This is a genomic window from Aliterella sp. E5.1 (genome assembly GCF_057473825.1).
Genome location: NZ_JBYCCV010000006.1, coordinates 29,093 through 48,322 on the forward strand (window position 1 = coordinate 29,093; position 19,230 = coordinate 48,322).

Sequence of the window (19,230 nt, forward strand, 5' to 3'; positions counted from 1 at the left end):
TTTATATTTTCAGAGGTGTAGATGAGTGAGATATAGCCCTTCTTTATCTAACTTGAGCCGATTGGGTTGCAACAGTCTGGGGCAGAGGTGACAGCGATTTGGTTCGCAAGGCGCGAAACATCCCGAATCGGCACAGACCTGTACCGAATGCCAACCGCATTAGTAGCAGGGTCGGTACTTCTCGCAGCGATTTAATCAAACCAGATAGACCAAAACGCACCAATCCCTGGGGTCGAGCCACTCCCTGCCAGATAGAATCTAGCCAAGAGGGTAGCGTTTGCTTTGTCCAGTCTGCTGTTACCACTTCCCCCTCCACAAATCCCGTTGCTGCCAAAAGCTCGGAAAAGCCTTCGATGCTTGAGAACGCAGGATGAGACCACTGATCGAGGAGTTGCTGCATGACAGGTTTTTCCCAAAAATTGAGTGGCTTAGTGCGATCGTCTCTCTGATTCCAGTCCGCTACTACCAATACACCACCTGGTTTTAGCACCCGCATTAACTCTGTGGCGAAAACGGCTTTGTCTGGCATATGGGGTCCAGCTTCAATTGACCAAACGACATCAAAACTCGCATCTGGAAACGAAAGTGCCATCGCATCATCCACCAAAAACTGCACGTTAAGGTTCTTGGACGTTAACTGCTGGGCGCGTTCGACCTGTTGGGGACTAATGGTAATACCTGTAACTGCAAACCCGTAATCTCTTGCCAAAATGCGGCTGCTGCCTCCAATTCCACAGCCAACATCTAAGACGGTAGTGTTAGGGGGTAATTTGTCTAAGCCTCCCCAACGCACCATTTCATGCACGAAGTCAGATTTGGCAGTCAAAAAATCTTTCCGTTGTGGCGGCGAACCATAGTGACCGAGGTGGATATGTTCGCCCCAGTAAAATTCCAAAATACCGTCTTCAGTCCATTGGTCATAGGAATTGGCTACAGAGTTGGATGATTGATAACGACGGGCTGTAATTAGATAGAATGCAACGCCTAGTGTCAGCAGGAAAAGAAGAAGCCCAAGCGCTGAAAAAAACAAACTCATTAAGATACCTTAATATTTCTTGACAACTTTATTCTATTGCTAGATCGCAAACTCCAGCTTGTTCGGAACAGGGGTAAGGGTAAAGCCCCTTGGTGACTTGCTCTCAAAAGCGATCGCGAAACAACGGCATAGGCTGCTGTAGACGACGGCATCGCCCAACTTTAAATCTGACTAATGACTTGAACACATTGCTGCACAGACACTCTTGCAAATAGCTTGATTTTGAACATCAATAGATCACTTGAGACTACTGCCACAACTTGCAACGCCAGCAGGCTAACGGTTTGTCTCTGAGAATTCCTAACCCGATCTAATGGCTCTTACTTCATCACCGTTATTCCACCTGTTTGACTGCGACTAATTTCTTTTCCCAGAATAATGCTTTCCCCATTTGGGGATTTAGCTCATAGCCACTGAATCCACACGCCTTGTATGCTGACTGAGCAACATGGTTCCCTTCCAGCACCTCTAGAGTGAGTTTGCAGCAGCCCAAAGCGATCGCGATTTCTTCTGCTTTTTGTAGCAGCAGTTTGGACAAGCCTTTACCACGGTGGGGTAAAGCAACAATGACATCGTGAATATTAAGTAACGGCTTGCACGCGAAGGTAGAGAATCCTTCTAAGCAGACAACAAGCCCTGCGGGTTCGGCATCAACAAACGCGAGGATGACATGAGCGGCTATTCTTTTTGCCAATTGTGCTGACAGATTGGTTTTAACGTAGTCAGACAGCCCTTTTCCACCACCCATCGGGTCAAGCGCATACTCATCCATTAACTGAATCATAGCTTCCGCATGAGTAGGCAGATTAAGATCTGCTTCAACAATTTCAATCATCTATTAATTTTTGAATCTTCAACTGTTGGCATTCATCGGACGCAGGGAACTCCACAAAATATCCTACTATGTTCCGATCTGGTTTTCATGAAGCGATCGCCACACTGACGATCGAGAAGGAGCATAAATATATCCAAATCCTAAGACTTCTAGCTCTTGGCTTTAAGGTGTCTTAGCTCGCAACGATTTCTACAGTCAATACTCAACGGACGAGTAGCCAGAAAGCTCTGCTCAGACTACTCCATGCCATCAAGGTTTGACGGGTTTATAGTTCGCTTAGTGATTTTATCAACAACTATTGACGTGGCGGCAAATCATCTTCATCTTCATCAAACCCCCAATCATCATCTTCTTCAACTGGATTAGGCGACTTGTAAGGCGGTGTCAGCACTCGATAGTCAGCATCGTATACAGACTCGCTTTTGCCGACTCCAGAACTTTCAGGCTCCCGGTAACTATAAGAATAAACCGATCCTTGACGTTTGCTACTTTTGGGTTCGTTATTTACTTCATAGCTTCTAGAGTCTTGAGGATAAGAGGATTTTTCGGTCTTATCCTCTGGAGGATTTTCTTCTAGGTGCCAATCGTCATCATTGATAGGCTCGTCTAGCCAGTCATCGGCGCTACTATTATCGTTTTTATTTGCCTGTTGGGTCGCTTGCTCCCTATAACTATTGGATGGTGGTTGAGGACGAGATGGCGGTTTAACTTGACGCTTTTGACTGCGTTTGGGTTGAGCAAAATAATTTGTTAGTTTAAACAAACTAGCGATCGCCAGCGATGTACCCCCACCCGCAGCTAAACTAATTAAAATCCATACTGCTAGGGGTAAAGCTGGGGTTGTTAAGCCTAAAAACACCAGGGGAAGAACTGGAGACCAATTTTGCACCAATAATAGTGCTAGTCCTCCTAAGATTACCAATAGCAAGATGATTTGCATAAATAGCCACAGGTTGAATAGAACAAAAGTAGTTTTAAGCTGCAAAAATTACAACCTAAAACTACTTTCTATTGTGCCTTTAAGTACGTCCTTGCCACCGCTCGATCGGAATACAGTCAATCTCTAACTGATCTAAAGTGCGAACCACCACAAAATCTACCAAGTCTTCAATAGTTTGAGGATGATGATACCAAGCTGGAATTGCTGGCACAATTTTGACTCCGGCTTGGGCTAAGGTAGTCAAGTTTTGGAGATGAATGAGGCTAAAGGGAGTTTCGCGCGGTACTATAACCAATTTACGCCCCTCCTTCAACTGCACATCCGCCGCTCGTTCTAGTAAGTCTGAGCTTAAGCCCGCCGCTAGTTTGGCGGCGGTACTCATACTACAGGGTATAACTACCATTCCCAGGGTGCGGAAAGAACCACTAGCAATATTCGCACCCACATCTCCCCAAGGATGACAATTTAGCTTACCCGACGACGTTTCGACTCCAGCTTGCTCTCGCCAAAATTGCTCTTGCGCGATTGGTTCTACAGGCATTTTTATATTTTGCTCTGATTGCCAAACCATGTATGTAGATTTGGAGGCAACAAGCTCGATATTGTACCCCGCCGCCAACAGAAACTTGACGGCGCGGACAGCATAAATTAGCCCCGATGCGCCAGAAACGCCCAAAATTAAAGGTGATGCTGGCACAGGCAAAGAATTTAATTGAATAGAATTAGACACGCAAATTTATAAATAGAGAATTATAGCTCATCGTCAGTATAAGGTTCTAAGTCCTCTTCACTCAATTGGTCGCTACCATCCGCCGCATTAAAACCGTTGGGGTTGGCAGTGGTTGTTTGACGATCGCCATTATTACTATTTACCGTAACTAAATCTATTTGCTGGCGGTAATAGTCCACACTTTTTACTTGGACTTCTACGCGATCGCCCAAACGGTAAGAAGCCCGATTTTTGCGCCCAAACAACGCTTGTAGTCTTGCTCTGTACTCATACCAATCATCCTTGAGGGAACTAACGTGAACTAAGCCTTCAACTTGGAGTTGTTTGCCATTTTCGGCTTCTAGGGCAATTTCGACGAAAAAGCCGTAAGACTGAACGCCAGTAATTAATCCTTGAAACACATCACCAGTGCGCTGCTTCATAATTTGCGCTTTTTGCAGCCCTAGCAAATCTTCTTGGGCATCAAGCACTTCTTTTTCGCGATCGCCTAGAGGGACAATCATCCTGCCTAAATCTGCTTCTAGTTCTTGATGGATTTCTGTAGGCAATACATTCCAGCTAATATTACCTCTCGCTGAACTATGCCGGAGATTCACGCTTTCTTTGGCACGAGTTGTCCGGCGATCGCGTCCTTGTTCAAATATGCTGTGCAATACCCTTTGAATCAGCAAATCAGCATAACGTCGCAAAGGAAAAGTACAATGGGTGTAACCTTGCTCTAAAGCTAAACCAAAGTGAGGTTGAGGTTGCAGTGTATAGGTAGCGTTTTTGAGCGTTGCTTGGAGCAAATAATTTAGTACTTGCTGGGATGGCAATGTCGCAAATTGCTCCAAAAATCGTTGAAAATCCATCGGTGTAACTACATTGTCGGTAAGTGCTAACTGCGCTCCCAAATTACTCGCTAGTTTGATCATTTCTTCCACATCTTCCAGGTCAGGAGCCGATTGGGAGCGATAAATTGCCGGAACGCCAAGGGCTTGCAAGTGACTTGCGACTACTTGATTGGCAATTAAGATAAATTCTGTCACCATTAACCCAATCGCTGGCGATGGCTGTTCGTTCTCAGCAGAGGTAATTACTACCGCTCCTAACATGCCTTCGTCTTTGTAATGGTTGAGACGGGGTGGTAACTGAAGTTCAAAACTACCTCGTTGCAAGCGCTGCCCTCTAATTAACTCGCTTAAGGTCGAAAGCTGTTCTAGCTTACTTTTTACGTCCTCCCCAGGGCTAAGAGCCTCTTGTTCGGTCAATTGGCGATCGACATTGATGACGCTAGGTTGAATTTCAAATTCAATTATCTGCCCGCTTGCAGGATCGATAGTAATCAGCACAGAGATGCAATTGCGATCGCGTCCCGGCAACAAAGCACAACTTTCTAGAACAGCTTCCGGTAACATTGGTAGCACGGTTTCGCCTAAATAGACCGCACTACCTCGCTTCAAACCCTCTCGGTCTAAAGCGACTAATTCTGGTGTAATGTAGTGGGCAACATCGGCAATATGAACTCCAAGCTGCCATTTTCCTGCGGGGGTTTGTTCCAAAGAAAAAGCATTCTCGTTCAGCATTGCCTCCATACCCGTATCTTCGCTAATTGTCAAAGTAAATAGCGATCGCAGATCAAGCCTAGCTTTAAGATCGTTTTTACTTACAGTTTTAGGTAAGCTTTGAGCGGCAAGCTCTACAGCCGAGGGAAAAACTCTTGGTAAATCGTGCTTGCAGCAAACCAAATCAATATCGGCGGCAGCTTCAGCGTCGCTACCGAGAATTTGGACTACTTTGCCAATCGGTGGAAACTGCGCGAGTGGGTAGCGTTGAATTTCAACGTGAACGAGGTGATTTATTGCTTGCGTCAGATCGTGTTCGCTATCTGGTTGGAGTTCAATTTCAAATAGCAAGCGATCGTCTAAGGGTACGGCACGCATTGCGCCGTTACTAGCTTGCTTAATTCGTGCCAGTAAACTGTGATTTGAACGCTCGACAATTAGCTTTACTTCTCCTTCAGGACTACGACGGCGGCTGCCTTCCTTGGTCAGTTTGACTAAAACGCGATCGCCATTCCAACCTGTACTCAGGTGACTTTCGCGAATATATATATCTTCTACTCCTTCCCCTTGTTGAATTGCAAAGCAAAATCCTTTACTGGAACAGCGCAATTTTGCCTCAATCAAATCTTCTTCGTATACTCGGCGGTATTTGCCGCGATCTTTGGCAACAATGCCAACTTTTTCTAAAACATCTAAGGCAATGTGGAGTTTGCCGATAGACTGTTCGTCAGAGCAATCAAGTTTCTTTTCTAATACCTTGGCAGCAAGTAGTTTGTCATCGGTAAAATTTGCCAGTAGTGTAGCGATTGAAAAAAATTCCATGTAGCGAACCGCCCTCCGGTCGAAAAATTGTTATTGTTGCGATCTCAATGTAGCGATATAACCATAATGCTACCCAGTAGAAGCTCCGACTAGCAGGGGCGTTCAATACGTGTGATCGCACCTGCGTTACTTTCAAAAGCAAGTTTTGTGCGATCGGCACTTGTTTAATTGCCGCAACGGTAATAGTGCGATCGCCCGATCAGTCTTTAAAATGGGTAGCTTTGGTTAACTAGCTCTGTAGTTACGGACTATTCTTATATTTATTCTAAGATCGAGCGGACTTATATAAAATAGCTATTTAGATCGATAAGCATTTAGGATAAGAAAGTAACGCAATTAGGGTCTAGTTTGAGAAAGTTAGTTAGGGAAATTTTATAGACTGTTTAATATTAGACCCAAGAAGTGCGATCGCCAGCTTTACGGTGAGTGATAAGTAAAGAAAATTATTTTTGCAAATTGTTATATGTTGGCTCAATTCCAAGAACGCTATCCCACCGCCAGTCTCTTATCTGAGTTACTGACTATTTATCAAGGTAAATTTGTAGTTCAAGTCTCCGTCCAGATAGAAGGTGTAGTCCGTGCTACAGGCATGGCAGCAGCAGAAACAATAGAACTTGCTGAAGACCAGGCAAGATTAAGAGCGATTTCTGTAGTTGCGGCGCAAGAGATTACTCCGGCTGTACCCAAAGAAAGCGATCGCCTTACTTCTATTCCAGAATTGGTTGACACAAGTGATACTACAAATTTAAGTAACTCCACGCAAGATCCACCTACGGTCGTTCCTAAAGAGAATTACCCAGACTTTACTCCCAATTTAAAAGATTACTTAGCGATCGCCGAGCCTAGTTCTGAATTGGTAGTGGATGAAGATTTTGGAATTGAGCCAATTGCACCAATTAGTAACAATCCAGTTCCTTCATTTAGCAATGTCACGCCTTTTATCCCGCGTACCTCCAAAGAAGATGCTCAATTACTTGATTTTGTAGCCGTTACTGAGCCAGTAGATTTATCCGATACATTGATTGCGATCGAGACAGAATTAAGAAACCTGCGTTGGACCGCCGAGCAAGAGCGTAAATATATCAAACGCATATACAACAAAGAATCCCGCGATTTGCTAAGTACGCAACAACTATATGAATTTTTAAATTACTTACAAGTGTTTGCCCAAACTAGCAAAGAACTCGAACGTTTGGGGTGGACTAATCAACAGGGTAAAGAATATCTAATAGAAAACTATAGCAAACAATCGCGCCAATACTTGAGCTATCAAGAATTATCAGAATTTTTGCAGCATTTACAAGCAAGCAGCTAAGCAGTAACAAAAAGAGAATCCTCTTTGCAAAGAGGATTCTCTTTTATCAACCAAAGATTTTAGCTAACAACTGCCATCGGTCGGCTACCCGCCGCGTGACGGTTGATTACTTGATCGATTAGACCGTAATCTTTAGCCTCTGCTGGAGACATAAAAAAGTCTCGTTCTGTGTCTTCTGCAATCTTTTCAATGGGTTGACCCGTATGTTCGGCTAAATGCTGGTTCAGCTTGTTTTTGTGGTAGAGAATTTCTTTAGCCTGAATTTCGATATCTGTAGCTTGTCCTTGCGCTCCACCAAGGGGTTGGTGGATCATAATTCGCGAATTAGGTAAGCTCATCCGCTTGCCAGGGGTACCCGCACTCAGCAAAAAAGCACCCATACTTGCAGCAAGTCCAGTACAAATCGTACAAACATCTGGGCGAATATGCTTGATCGTGTCGAAAATGCCCATGCCCGCACTTACCGAGCCGCCAGGAGAATTGATATATAAGAAAATATCTTTTTCTGCGTCCTCAGCATCCAAAAACAGCAGTTGAGCAACGATCAAGTTGGCTAAGTTGGAATCAACTTTTTGCCCTAAAAACACTATCCGCTCTCTCAAAAGGCGAGAATAAATATCAAAAGCGCGTTCCCCGCGACCGGATTGCTCAATTACAATAGGAATCACTTAAATCTAGTCCTGCTTATTTTTAAGAATGTTCTTTAATTTTAGCGATTATCTAGAATTGTCTTCAATTTAATGCGTCAAAGACGATTTTTGCTATTGATTGCCACTAACTTGAGGGCTGGGACTTGCTTTCACGACGATTGGTTGACTAGGTGGTATTCTTTCAATCGCAATTAACGATTCTATTACCGATTTGACCACGGGGGCAGCAGTAGTAGAACCAAAAGCAATGCCTTTTGGCTCATCAACTACGGCTAACACCACATAGCGAGGCGACTCTACAGGAAAAATACTCACAAAGCTAGTAATTTTCGCCCCACTGTAATAACCACCAGTAGGGCTTGCTTTTTGAGCGGTGCCAGTTTTTCCTGCCAGTCGATAGCCGGGAATTTGGGCAGCTTTGCCCGTACCTTCTTTGACCACCTTTTCCATCATTTTTACTACCTGTTGGGTAGTTTTGGGCGAAAAAAGCTGCCGCGACGGTGGTAGAGTTGGTTGCCAGTGACTTTCGCCTTTCGCGTCTACAAGTCCGCGTACGACGTGAGGAGTAACTAATTTGCCGCCATTAGCTAAAGCTGCGTGGAGTTGAACTAGCTTAATTGGTGTAAGGGAAAACCCTTGCCCAAAGGAAGTAGTAGCGGGTTCAATGGGATAAGTAATAAACTGATGGCGGTCTTTAATTTGACCTGTGGCTTCAAAGGGCAAGTCTATACCTACAGGTTTGTTTAAGTTCAGTTTTTGCAACCATTTGTAGTAGTCTACGGGCTTCATCCGTTGCATAATTTGTACCATGCCTACATTGCTGGAATATTGCAAAATTCCGGCGATAGAGAGCGAGTAATTGCTTTCTTTTTCAGCATTTTTAATTGGCCAACCGCCGACTTTAATCACATCTGGATCGCCAAATACAGTATCGGGTTGAATTACGCCACTTTCAAGAGCGATCGCTACATTTATTGGTTTAAAAGTCGATCCTGGTTCGTAGAGGTCTGATAGCGCCCAATTTTTAAATAACTTAAAGTCGGCTTTGGCATAAGCATTGGGGTCGTAGGAAGGATAGGAAACCATGGTCAAAATCGCCCCATCTCTGGCATCCATCACTATCACGCTGCCGCGTTTAGCACCAAACTTTTGCAATTGTTCTTTAAGCCGGAGGCGGGAAGCTCTTTGCAAACGAGTATCGATGGTCAACTGTAGTCGCAAGTCGTCTACGTGCAGAAATCCTGGCGGTAGGCGATCGCTCATCAATGCTCCATCGCCCCGGCGGTTGAGCTTCACTGCTCCTACAGAGCGTTCTAGCCATTTTTGTTGACTGTACTCTACTCCTGCTTGACCGCTACGATCGAGATTAACATAACCTACTACATCACCCACTAAGTCTTGTTGGGGGTAAAACCGCGAGTATTGCTCGGTTAGTTCTAACCCATCAACTCTGAGTTTGGCAATTTTTTTAGCAACGTCCTCAGCTAATACCGGAGCAACCCGAATACCCGTTGGGCGAGTGCTAAATTGGTTTACCAACTCTAAAGTGGGGCGATTTAATATGCTACTTAATACCTCTGCGACTACTTTTGGAGGTTTTTTAAATAATTTAGGATGGGCGTACAGAGTATAAACTGGTCGATCGATTGCCAAAACATTATTAGACTTATCTACCACCGGGCGACGGGGAATAAATGGTTGCAAAGAAACTACTTGCTGCTTTTTTGCCTTACTTGATAACTCCGCTCCCTGCAAGATTTGCAGCCGATACAACTGTACTCCTAACCCAATAACTGCGGCAAATAAAACTCCCCAAACTAGCAATAGCCTTAAGTAGAGCAATTGCGGTTTTGATGAGCTTCCACGCTTGAAGTGCGATCGCGACGATATTTTCTGCCGCTTAGGGCTTTGGCGATGCGGTGGGTGGCGATCGCGCTTAAAACTAGATGGAGGAACCGAAGTTGGCATTGGTTAACAAATAGCGAGTAGGTTAGCGTCAATCGAGCATTTATCTAGCACGGGTTAGCTATCGATGTTACCAAAAAGCAATATTAATTTACTTTTAGTACCCAGTAGGAATATCGATTTTTGGTTGAGTATTTGGTTTGCTCCTCAACAAATCGCTTTGGCGGCTAGATGAGTGCAAAATAATTGCGTCCGCCGGATTTGGTGCAACCAAGTCTGTAGCTGGCTGTTCGGCTTCTTTTGCCAAATGATTTTTCAGCACTTCATTCTTTGTTATTAGTTCCCTTTCGTAACGCTGCAAATTTTCTAACTTGCGATATTCCTGACTCCACTTTTGTTGCGAATAAACGGTTGAGCCGTAGACTGCTAACATTCCGGTAATTAAGATATAAGTTGCGATCCCAAAACGACGCTGCCACAAGTGCAGGGGTAACAACCACCTTGGAACTGAGCGCGATCGCCATGAAGCTGGTACTGTTTGTTTGCCAGGAGAGATGATTATTTGGCGATCGCGCTTTAAATCAGTTTGATTTTTGCCAGAAGAAAGGGGCTTACGGTTAGAAACGGCTGAGGAATTGGAAACAACACTCATAAACAGGTTCTCAAAGTTGATTGAGCTATTAGTCATTTACTCTCGGTTATTTTAGAAGTTTAATCAATGGCAAAGAGCTAATTGAAGGAAATTTTTTATTTTTTGGCTTGTTAAATTGGTAATTTTATCTTTTGGCAAAAATTTAAGTGCCTGAGAAGCAAAACGCAATTATTCGGAAAAATCTCCACAAATTATAAGTTTTTTGCCTTGTTGCAGCATTTTTTAATCCAATCTATACCTAAGGACGTAGGCTGAAAAACAAAAAGATGTTATCTTTTCAACAGATATTGAAGGCGGCAATGCGTTGTAATCATTGCCGATTTCAGTTGATTAACTCTTTGCTCTCGCTAATTTTTCTTAAAGTTATGAGTCAGCAAAAATTCAAGCAAGTATGTTTATACTTGTTTAATAAAAGTCAACAAATGCGGTATCTTAATCAACAAGCGGCTCATTTGTGTTATGCCGCAATTGGTGAAAGAGGAGTTATGAAAACAAAAATCATCGGTATTGCTTTGGTATTCGGTCTATTCGCAGGCGGTTTAGGAGCTTGCACTCCAGCTGACGACGGTGTTACCCCGTCACCAGCAGAATCTCCCACTATATCTCCCACAACTACGCCCTAGAAGCTAGGAAAACAGCTTCTTTAAAGTTGGCGAAGTATTCTCCTACAAAGAAAAATCTGCTGTAGCTATTTGAATAAAGGTAAATAGTCCTAAATTCAAAAAGCTTGCGCCATATATTTGTAGGAGAATTATTTTATCTAGACGCAAGTTCGCGCTATGCTGCTACTACAATTTAGTACTTCTCATTATTGCCGTAAAGCAAGACTTGCATTAGGTTACAAAAAAATTTCTTATCAAGTCAGCAATCTAACCCCAGGCTTGCACATCCTGAAGCTCAAGCCATTGACAGGATTAACAACAGTACCTGTATTGTTGCCTCAAGAACCAGGGCAACCAGGAGCGGTTGCTGACTCTACTAATATTTTTAAATTTTTAGAAAATTACTGCCCAAAACCCGCGCTATTTTTGCCCGATCGCACCCAGCAAAGCGAAGCAGATATGTTGGAAGATTGGTTAGATGAAAGCATTGGTACGGCAACTAGGTTTGTGTATTACCACTTCCGCGCTAGAGAGGGGTTAGCAATTGACCCCTCAGTATTTAGCCGATTATTAATTCAAGTCGTACAAAAACAATATGGCATTACTGATGCTACAGCAAAACTTGCAACCCAGAGAATAGAAATTGCTCTAGCGCAATTATCGCGGCGTTGGGAGAAAAGCAATTATTTGGTTGGTGACTTCTTAAGTATTGCCGATCTAACCGCCGCCGCCTTGCTTAGTCCTTTAGCGTTAATTCCCACCTATCATCAACAATATCCCTGGTTGTTTGAGCAAATTAAGCAAATTCACTTAGTTTGCTCTGAACCATTACCGCCAGGAATAACCAAATAGTAATATCTATTAAATTTACTCTTACGCAAAATAAGAAATTAAGGTATGTTAGGCAAACGCCAACAATTATTTATTTTTGGCATAGGTACAAGCCTAATTGTGGGTTCAACTCTATTTGTCCCTAAACAGATTGCCCTTTCACTACCACCACAAACAGAGATTCCAGAGGAAGTATTGCGGACGGAAATTATTACAGCAGCAAATTCGCCTATTGACGGCAAACCGCTCACTGCTGCTCAGTATGTCGAACTGCAAGCTCAACTCCAAGACTCTCCAACGCCAAAACTAAGTCCCAAAGTTAGGGAAACTGTTTTTCTTCTGCGTTTGCGCCAGCTAATTCGTACTTTTGCCCCATTCCTGCCGATCTAAGCGCCACAAGTTCTGGACAAAAACTAGGTTCAATTACTTTGACAGGCGATCAAACATATATGTATAAATATGACGACAAGAAGTAAATTTATATGCAAGTAGGTAGCTCCATGTCTATAACCATAGCCCCCGAACAGGTAGAGCGGATTGTTTGGAACCAGCACCAAGATCCCTTTGAAGTGTTGGGCGCTCACGCCAACGAGCAAGATGGCAAAACGGTTTGGGTAGTGAGAGCTTACTTACCTAATGCAGACAGTGCATGGGTTGTACTGCCAGAAGAACGAATAGAATACCAAATGTATTCGGTGCATAACCCCCACTTTTTTGAATGCACGATTGATAGCTTAGAACTAACAAATTATCAACTGCGCGTCCTCGAAGGCGATCGCGATCGAGTGATTTACGATCCCTACGCTTTTCGATCGCCAAGAATCACAGATTTTGACCTACATTTGTTTTCCGAAGGCAATCATCACCGCATCTATGAAAAGTTAGGCGCTCACGCTACAGAAATTAATGGCGTTAAAGGCGTATATTTTGCAGTTTGGGCTCCCAACGCTCGTAATGTCTCCTTGTTGGGAGACTTCAACTATTGGGATGGACGCAAAGATCAGATGCGTAAAGGTGCTACCGGAGTTTGGGAATTATTTATTTCTGAAGTCAAAGTAGGCGATAGTTACAAATACGAAATTAAAAACCAAGACGGTCATATCTACGAAAAATCCGATCCTTACGGTTTTCAGCAAGAAATTCGCCCCAAAACTGCCTCGATAGTTGCCGATCTAGATACTTATCAATGGACTGATTCGCAGTGGATGGAAGAGCGTCGCCATAGCGACCCTTTAACGCAGCCAATTTCCGTTTACGAAGTTCATTTAGGTTCTTGGCTGCATGGGGCTTCAGAGACACCCGCGATCGCATCTAATGGCAAAAGCGCGCCAGTAGTTACGGTTTCTGAACTTAAACCAGGGGCAAGATTCCTTACCTATCGAGAACTTGCCGATCGCTTGATCCCCTACGTTGTCGAACTAGGATACACCCATATAGAAATGCTACCCATTGCCGAACATCCTTTTGACGGTTCTTGGGGGTATCAAGTAACGGGTTACTACGCGCCTACCTCGCGCTATGGCAGCCCGGAAGACTTTATGTATTTCATCGACCAGTGCCACAAAAACAACATTGGCGTGTTAGTCGATTGGGTTCCCGGTCACTTTCCTAAAGATGGGCATGGATTAGCCTTTTTTGATGGTTCTCACCTTTACGAACACGCCGATCCCCTCAAAGGCGAACATAAAGAATGGGGTACTTTAGTTTTCAACTACAATCGCCACGAAGTTAGAAACTTTTTAGTTGCTAATGCCTTGTTTTGGTTCGATAAATATCATATTGACGGAATTCGCGTAGATGCCGTTGCATCTATGCTTTACCTCGATTACTGTCGCAAACCTGGGGAATGGCTGCCCAATCAATATGGCGGTAGAGAAAACTTGGAGGCGGCGGATTTTCTCCGGCAAACTAATCACGTAATTTTTAGCTACTTTCCGGGTGCGCTGTCTATTGCTGAAGAATCAACCTCTTGGCCAATGGTATCTTGGCCTACCTACATGGGTGGGTTGGGCTTTAATTTAAAGTGGAATATGGGCTGGATGCACGATATGCTGGACTACTTCAGCATGGACCCTTGGTTCCGTCAATTTCATCAAAACAACATCACTTTTAGTATGTGGTACAACCACAGCGAGAACTTTATGCTGGCGTTGTCTCACGATGAGGTTGTGCATGGCAAAAGTCATATTATCGGCAAAATTCCCGGCGACACCTGGCAAAAACTAGCGAATATGCGCTGTTTGTTTAGCTATATGTTTGCCCATCCTGGTAAGAAAACTCTATTTATGGGTATGGAGTTTGGGCAATGGAGCGAGTGGAATGTGTGGGGCGATTTGGAGTGGCATTTGTTGCAACATCCGCCGCACCAGCAGTTAAAGCAATTTATGGGCGATCTCAACCGAATTTATCGGCAAGAAAGCGCTTTGTACACTCAAGATTTTGCCGAACCAGGTTTTGAGTGGATAGATTGCAGCGATAACCGTCATAGCGTGGTGGCGTTTATCCGTCGTGCTAAAGATTCAGATGAATTTTTGATTGTTGTTTGCAACTTTACTCCTCAGCCGCACTCTCACTACCGTATTGGCGTACCAGAGCCAGGGTTTTATACTGAGTTACTCAATAGCGATGCGCGGGAGTATGGCGGTAGCAATATGGGTAATTTGGGCGGTAAGTGGGCAGATGAATGGTCGTGCCATAGTCGGTCTTACTCCCTAGACTTGTGCTTGCCACCGTTGGGGGTTTTAATGTTGAAACTCGATCGCCAGAAAACCGCAACAATGCAGTAATAGGAAAATAATTAATTTTTATGGTACAGGTAATCTGCCTGTACCATTATTTGTTTGTTGGCAGCATTGAGCTACCTTACTTTTTATTGGGGCGTACACTGCGTCTATTGGTACGAAGTTCAGTTTCTTGGCGGCGGCGATCGCGCCAAGATGCGGCGGTCAAATAAATGATTCCCCCACTCACAACTACTAGCAAGCCAAAAGCTGATGCCGCCAAGATCGGTAAAATAGTTGTTTCCACGTCACTTACAGTCCATTACGACCCCAAACTACCATTGCAATCGACCATGTAAACAAGACTAATAATGAAACCCAACCCAATGTCAAAATTTCCATACCAGTAGGCTCGAAACTAAAATTACAAAACAACTCTAAATTTTATGATACTTCCAACAGAGTACCGATCGGCTACTAAGTGCGATCGCGCTTAAGAACCGATAACTAGAGACTTTATACCCTAACTAAGCACCAATTGAACCTCTATAAAGTTTCCAAATAACTGAGCAAATCTGCCATCTCCTTAGTATTAGGCTGAAACTGGGGCATTGGTGGAGTATCACCGCTCACAACTTGATGAATTAAACCATAACGAGATTTGTGCTTAGAAACTCCCTGCAAGCTTGGTCCGACGCTGCCATCTCCCTGCCAACCATGACAGCCTGCACAATTCATCTGAAAAATTGCCTTACCTTGAATAGAGTTCCCTGGAAGCGCTAGAACGCTTTTAATGTATGGATCGGATACTTGGATTCGATGAATACCAAAAGCCCATAGTAGCAGTGTCAGCAGCACCGCTATAGCTAACAACACTAGCTGCTGAATAATTGCGTCAGGTTTGGAAAGCTGTTTGTCCAAGTTTACAATTTGAATCAGAATTACAAAAATGTTTGATCTCCCTACACATAGCTTAAAAGTTCTTGTAAATGTCGGCAAGTAAAATGGTTGTTTTGCCTAAATAACTTCTAACTCTAAACTACTTCCTGGCATAGGTTAGCCGTACTACAACGCGCTGTTAAGTAGCAATTTATCCTTGCTTAGGCAGATTTTTTCGTAAGTAGACTCAGTAGATTTATTAAAAAAAAATTGTTGTTTTGCTACAAATTCACAACAAAACTAAACTTTCAATCCAATAGCTTAGCTGAACTTTTGGATTATCTTGCTATAAAAACAAAGCAAAATAAATTACCTAAATGTCAATGTTTTTGAACTTCATCATCGAAAATATTAATAAGTGAACAGCCAAATAAATTGTGAATATACCTTGGCAAAATAATACCTAGTTTGTGGCGATAAGCTATTGAGCGCAAGCTTGAAGCAACTAATTGCTAAGTATTAGATTGCTAAAAAAGCAATGCTTAAGTATCAATTTTGCAAAAACACTGTGACACTATCATCAATAGTAATTGCGATCGCTTTTGACAAAATAGCAAAATTTTCATAAAAATCGATACTCGCGCCTGGCAAAAAGGATCTTTGCGGAGGTTCAAAGTAGTCTTAGAGCAGAAAATCCTGACCATATCCCTGGTACAGGTTTAGTGGCTATTGCCAAAAAGTGCGTTGAAGTCGGGGACGGTCAAATTTTCGGGCAATTTGAAACGAGCGTAGCCCAGTCTTGACGGCGATTTTCCCTTCACAAAACTTTTCAAAAGATCAGCCAACCAAGTAAAAAGGCTAATTATTCAGGAATATCTGTCTACGGCGCTGTAGATCGACTTAACTGCTCAACTAACCATGTAGATGGCTTGCAGGGAAAAATTGCTATTCAAATTTCCTGTTTAGTTAAATTCAGCAAAGAAATTTTCGCGGCGGTGTTATTTCTTGCTAAATGACGGGAACAATAGCAACAACAAGCACCACTGATTCAGTCTATTGTCACGCCAGAGCCATTGAGACTATCTTATGCCAGCACTATCTTTTTACGCAGACACTACTAAGGGCGATCGCCCATCGTCCTTGGAACTTGTCCCAACGGAAAGTTCTGGGGGCGGATTCTCCATCCCAGAAACTTTTCAAGAGACGGAAAGTTCTGGGGGCGGATTCTCCGTCCCAGAAACTTTTCAAGACGAGGACAGCCTCCTTGAGGCTGATTCCCTGGTAAATGACCTGCTTGATACATCTATTGAACAAACTGCCAGTAATTCTCAGCAAAGCGTCAATCGCCGCTCGACAGACTTAGTACGGCTTTATTTGCAAGAAATTGGTCGGGTTGATTTATTAGCGCGAGATGAAGAAGTCGCCGAAGCTCAAAAAGTTCAACGTCACTTAAAAATGCGATTGCTTTGCTCAAAAGCGGCGGGTAGCGGCGATGAAATTCTGATCTCTTTCACGCGCTTAATAGAAGTGCAAGAGCGGTTGACTTCCGAACTCGGACACCGCCCGTCTCTAGAGCGTTGGGCTAAAAATGCTGATATAGATGTCTCTGAACTCAAGCCAACTTTGTCCGCAGGTAAACGGCGCTGGGCAGAAATTGCTGGCTTGACAGTAGAAGAATTGGAGCAAATTCAAACCCAAGGTGTTCGCGCCAAAGAACACATGATCCAAGCCAATCTCCGCTTGGTAGTGTCTGTCGCCAAAAAATATCAAAATCGGGGCTTAGAACTTTTAGATTTAGTCCAAGAAGGAACTTTAGGATTGGAAAGAGCCGTAGAAAAGTTCGATCCTACTAAAGGCTATCGTTTCAGCACTTACGCTTACTGGTGGATTCGCCAAGGAATAACTAGAGCGATCGCAACTCAAAGTCGGACAATCCGCTTACCCGTCCACATTACCGAAAAGCTAAACAAAATTAAGAAGGCTCAACGCAAAATTGCCCAAGAAAAAGGTCGCACCCCAACAATTGAGGAAATTGCTACCGAGTTGGACATGACACCAAAGCAGTTGCGCGATGTTTTATTGCGCGTCCCTCGCTCGGTGTCTTTAGAAACCAAAGTAGGTAAGGATAAAGATACAGAACTTGGAGACTTACTAGAAACTGATACTGTATCGCCAGAAGAAATGCTGATGCGCGAATCATTACAGCGCGACTTGCAGTATCTACTCACCGATTTAACCGATCGCGAACGGGATGTGATTTTAATGCGTTTTGGTTTGGGCGACGGTCGCGCTTACTCTTTAGCAGAAATTGGACGGGCTTTAGACCTTTCACGAGAACGAGTGCGGCAAATTGAATCAAAGGCACTCCAGAAGTTACGTCAACCCAAGCGACGTAACCGCGTTCGGGATTATTTCGATTCTCTAAGCTAAAGCGCAAATAAGCACGGGGACGGCTCCCGTGCTTTCGCCGTTTGGCAAAAAATTAACCTTAAAGGCGATCGCACTTAATTTTTTATCCAAACGGCGACTAGATTAACCAAACTAGCCCTACTCTCAATATTTATAATCATTTTTGCCAATGTTCCGTATTGTCAGGTACATTGTCTCTAATACTGTCTGATACTTGTGTAGTGGCAGAAAGAATGGCAACTAGACCTTTTTCCTGGATTATTTTTAATCAGGCGTTCGCGGGATTCTTGCTTAACTTGACCCGTCATCGCTGCTTCTTGCAATGTAACAAAAGCATTTAAGTCTTCCAAATTATACTGAGTACCGAGCAATTTTCGCAGTTGTTCTTCTGCTTCAATTGTCAGATAACCAGCCTTCAGAGTATTTTGTACGAGGTCACTAATCGAAGCCATGCTTTAAACCTCAGAAAATACATTGAGCGCTTGAGAATTTTGGAACCTAAGAGCTATCAAACTTCTTCACCTGTAAGGGTTAAGTGCTATTGGCACTATGGGATTGGGAAACATAGTCAGATGAGCTAAATCTGAATTATATTTGGCATCTTCTGATTTGACGTTAAAGCAATTAATAAAGTTTCTGTAAATTTTATATAAAAATAGCGTAAAGGCAAAGCTACTCATATTGTTCGCAAAAACTATGACTCGATTGTTAGTATCCTTGTGACGTAAGCTTTTAACTAGGCAAATAATCTAAGGCACTATGGATTGAGAATATGCGAACAAAAACACAAAATAATCTATTGAAAGGAGTAAATTTATACCTCGTTGGCATGATGGGAACGGGGAAAACAACGATAGGGAGTTTAATTGCTACAGAGTTGGGCTACGGATTTTTGGATACGGATGCAGTCGTTACGCAAGTAACGAAGCAATCAATTAATCAACTATTTACAGAAGTTGGAGAGGCAGAATTTAGGCAGATAGAAACTAAAGTATTAGCTCAAGTCTGTGCTTATACGAATTTAGCGATCGCCACGGGTGGCGGAATTGTTACCCAGCAGAAAAACTGGAGTTATTTGCACTACGGCTTAATTGTCTGGCTAGATGTGCCTGTAGAAGTGCTTTACGAGCGTTTAAAAGACGACAGCACAAGACCTTTATTACAAGCAACCGATCCTTTGGGACAACTGCAAAGCATTTTTCAGCAACGCCAACCCCTATACAAACAAGCCGATTTACACGTCCGCGTCAGCGATGGCGAAACCGCCGCCCAGATAGCCAGCCGAGTAATTGAACTTATTCCCAGCGTACTTAAACCAGATTTATCCCCACCCGACTAGCAAAAATCCTATTTTTTCCTA

The 19,230-nt window shown here is 43.4% G+C and carries 19 protein-coding genes; 7 read left to right on the plus strand and 12 right to left on the minus strand.

The window, feature by feature from the left end; genetic code table 11:
- Nucleotides 1–43: 43 nt before the first annotated feature.
- The 5 genes from AC2VE5_RS03920 to AC2VE5_RS03940 all read right to left on the minus strand — a co-directional run bounded on the left by AC2VE5_RS03920 (nucleotide 44) and on the right by AC2VE5_RS03940 (nucleotide 5,907).
- Nucleotides 44–1,036: a methyltransferase domain-containing protein gene (locus AC2VE5_RS03920; RefSeq protein WP_486886470.1), complete on the minus strand. Its 993-nt coding sequence runs from the start codon at nucleotides 1,034–1,036 to the stop codon at nucleotides 44–46.
- 334 nt (nucleotides 1,037–1,370) lie between these two features.
- Nucleotides 1,371–1,871, minus strand: a complete 501-nt coding sequence (locus tag AC2VE5_RS03925; protein ID WP_486886471.1) for a GNAT family N-acetyltransferase — start codon at nucleotides 1,869–1,871, stop codon at nucleotides 1,371–1,373.
- Nucleotides 1,872–2,166: 295 nt separating this feature from the next.
- Nucleotides 2,167–2,856 (minus strand): LapA family protein, encoded by a 690-nt coding sequence (locus tag AC2VE5_RS03930; RefSeq protein WP_486886472.1) that lies wholly within the window; start codon nucleotides 2,854–2,856, stop codon nucleotides 2,167–2,169.
- Between the two features lie 34 nt (nucleotides 2,857–2,890).
- Nucleotides 2,891–3,541, minus strand: a complete 651-nt coding sequence (locus AC2VE5_RS03935; protein ID WP_486886473.1) for a flavin prenyltransferase UbiX — start codon at nucleotides 3,539–3,541, stop codon at nucleotides 2,891–2,893.
- A 20-nt stretch (nucleotides 3,542–3,561) separates the two neighbouring features.
- Nucleotides 3,562–5,907 carry a ribonuclease R family protein gene (locus AC2VE5_RS03940; protein WP_486886474.1) on the minus strand — a complete coding sequence of 782 codons (2,346 nt, stop codon included), beginning with the start codon at nucleotides 5,905–5,907 and terminating at the stop codon, nucleotides 3,562–3,564.
- 463 nt (nucleotides 5,908–6,370) lie between these two features.
- On the opposite strand from AC2VE5_RS03940, the gene AC2VE5_RS03945 reads away from it, so the two are divergent.
- Nucleotides 6,371–7,222 (plus strand): hypothetical protein, encoded by an 852-nt coding sequence (locus AC2VE5_RS03945; RefSeq protein ID WP_486886475.1) that lies wholly within the window; start codon nucleotides 6,371–6,373, stop codon nucleotides 7,220–7,222.
- Nucleotides 7,223–7,281: 59 nt separating this feature from the next.
- Here the strand turns inward: AC2VE5_RS03945 and clpP are convergent, their stop codons facing one another.
- From clpP to AC2VE5_RS03960, 3 genes are all read right to left on the minus strand, one after another.
- A complete protein-coding gene (gene clpP, locus AC2VE5_RS03950) occupies nucleotides 7,282–7,890 on the minus strand; it encodes an ATP-dependent Clp endopeptidase proteolytic subunit ClpP (RefSeq protein ID WP_486886476.1) in 609 nt (202 codons plus the stop codon).
- A gap of 93 nt (nucleotides 7,891–7,983) precedes the next feature.
- Complete coding sequence (locus tag AC2VE5_RS03955; protein WP_486886477.1) at nucleotides 7,984–9,840, minus strand: peptidoglycan D,D-transpeptidase FtsI family protein; 1,857 nt, start codon at nucleotides 9,838–9,840, stop codon at nucleotides 7,984–7,986.
- A 94-nt stretch (nucleotides 9,841–9,934) separates the two neighbouring features.
- Nucleotides 9,935–10,429, minus strand: coding sequence for a hypothetical protein (locus AC2VE5_RS03960; protein ID WP_486886478.1), 495 nt, complete (start codon nucleotides 10,427–10,429; stop codon nucleotides 9,935–9,937).
- 365 nt (nucleotides 10,430–10,794) lie between these two features.
- On the opposite strand from AC2VE5_RS03960, the gene AC2VE5_RS03965 reads away from it, so the two are divergent.
- The 4 genes from AC2VE5_RS03965 to glgB all read left to right on the plus strand — a co-directional run bounded on the left by AC2VE5_RS03965 (nucleotide 10,795) and on the right by glgB (nucleotide 14,648).
- Nucleotides 10,795–11,052: a hypothetical protein gene (locus tag AC2VE5_RS03965; RefSeq protein WP_486886479.1), complete on the plus strand. Its 258-nt coding sequence runs from the start codon at nucleotides 10,795–10,797 to the stop codon at nucleotides 11,050–11,052.
- 156 nt (nucleotides 11,053–11,208) lie between these two features.
- Entirely contained in the window at nucleotides 11,209–11,883 is a 675-nt protein-coding gene (locus tag AC2VE5_RS03970) for a glutathione S-transferase family protein (protein WP_486886480.1), read from the plus strand.
- Nucleotides 11,884–11,928: 45 nt separating this feature from the next.
- Complete coding sequence (locus AC2VE5_RS03975) at nucleotides 11,929–12,252, plus strand: hypothetical protein (protein WP_486886481.1); 324 nt, start codon at nucleotides 11,929–11,931, stop codon at nucleotides 12,250–12,252.
- Between the two features lie 110 nt (nucleotides 12,253–12,362).
- Entirely contained in the window at nucleotides 12,363–14,648 is a 2,286-nt protein-coding gene (gene glgB / locus AC2VE5_RS03980) for a 1,4-alpha-glucan branching enzyme (protein ID WP_486886482.1), read from the plus strand.
- Between the two features lie 76 nt (nucleotides 14,649–14,724).
- Here the strand turns inward: glgB and AC2VE5_RS03985 are convergent, their stop codons facing one another.
- The 3 genes from AC2VE5_RS03985 to AC2VE5_RS03995 form a co-directional block, all read right to left on the minus strand.
- Nucleotides 14,725–14,889: a hypothetical protein gene (locus tag AC2VE5_RS03985; protein ID WP_486886483.1), complete on the minus strand. Its 165-nt coding sequence runs from the start codon at nucleotides 14,887–14,889 to the stop codon at nucleotides 14,725–14,727.
- A gap of 5 nt (nucleotides 14,890–14,894) precedes the next feature.
- Nucleotides 14,895–14,984 carry a cytochrome b6-f complex subunit PetN gene (petN, locus tag AC2VE5_RS03990; protein ID WP_106368834.1) on the minus strand — a complete coding sequence of 30 codons (90 nt, stop codon included), beginning with the start codon at nucleotides 14,982–14,984 and terminating at the stop codon, nucleotides 14,895–14,897.
- 144 nt (nucleotides 14,985–15,128) lie between these two features.
- The gene (locus tag AC2VE5_RS03995; protein ID WP_486886484.1) at nucleotides 15,129–15,503 is read right to left on the minus strand and encodes a c-type cytochrome; all 375 of its coding nucleotides are present in this window, start codon (nucleotides 15,501–15,503) and stop codon (nucleotides 15,129–15,131) included.
- A 1,044-nt stretch (nucleotides 15,504–16,547) separates the two neighbouring features.
- On the opposite strand from AC2VE5_RS03995, the gene sigC reads away from it, so the two are divergent.
- The gene (gene sigC, locus AC2VE5_RS04000; RefSeq protein ID WP_486886485.1) at nucleotides 16,548–17,891 is read left to right on the plus strand and encodes an RNA polymerase sigma factor SigC; all 1,344 of its coding nucleotides are present in this window, start codon (nucleotides 16,548–16,550) and stop codon (nucleotides 17,889–17,891) included.
- A gap of 176 nt (nucleotides 17,892–18,067) precedes the next feature.
- On the opposite strand, the gene AC2VE5_RS04005 is transcribed toward sigC, so the two are convergent.
- Nucleotides 18,068–18,322, minus strand: coding sequence for a hypothetical protein (locus AC2VE5_RS04005; protein WP_486886486.1), 255 nt, complete (start codon nucleotides 18,320–18,322; stop codon nucleotides 18,068–18,070).
- A 320-nt stretch (nucleotides 18,323–18,642) separates the two neighbouring features.
- Here AC2VE5_RS04005 and AC2VE5_RS04010 point away from each other — a divergent pair, with 320 nt between their 5' ends.
- Complete coding sequence (locus tag AC2VE5_RS04010; protein ID WP_486886487.1) at nucleotides 18,643–19,209, plus strand: shikimate kinase; 567 nt, start codon at nucleotides 18,643–18,645, stop codon at nucleotides 19,207–19,209.
- The last annotated feature ends 21 nt before the right edge of the window (nucleotides 19,210–19,230 follow it).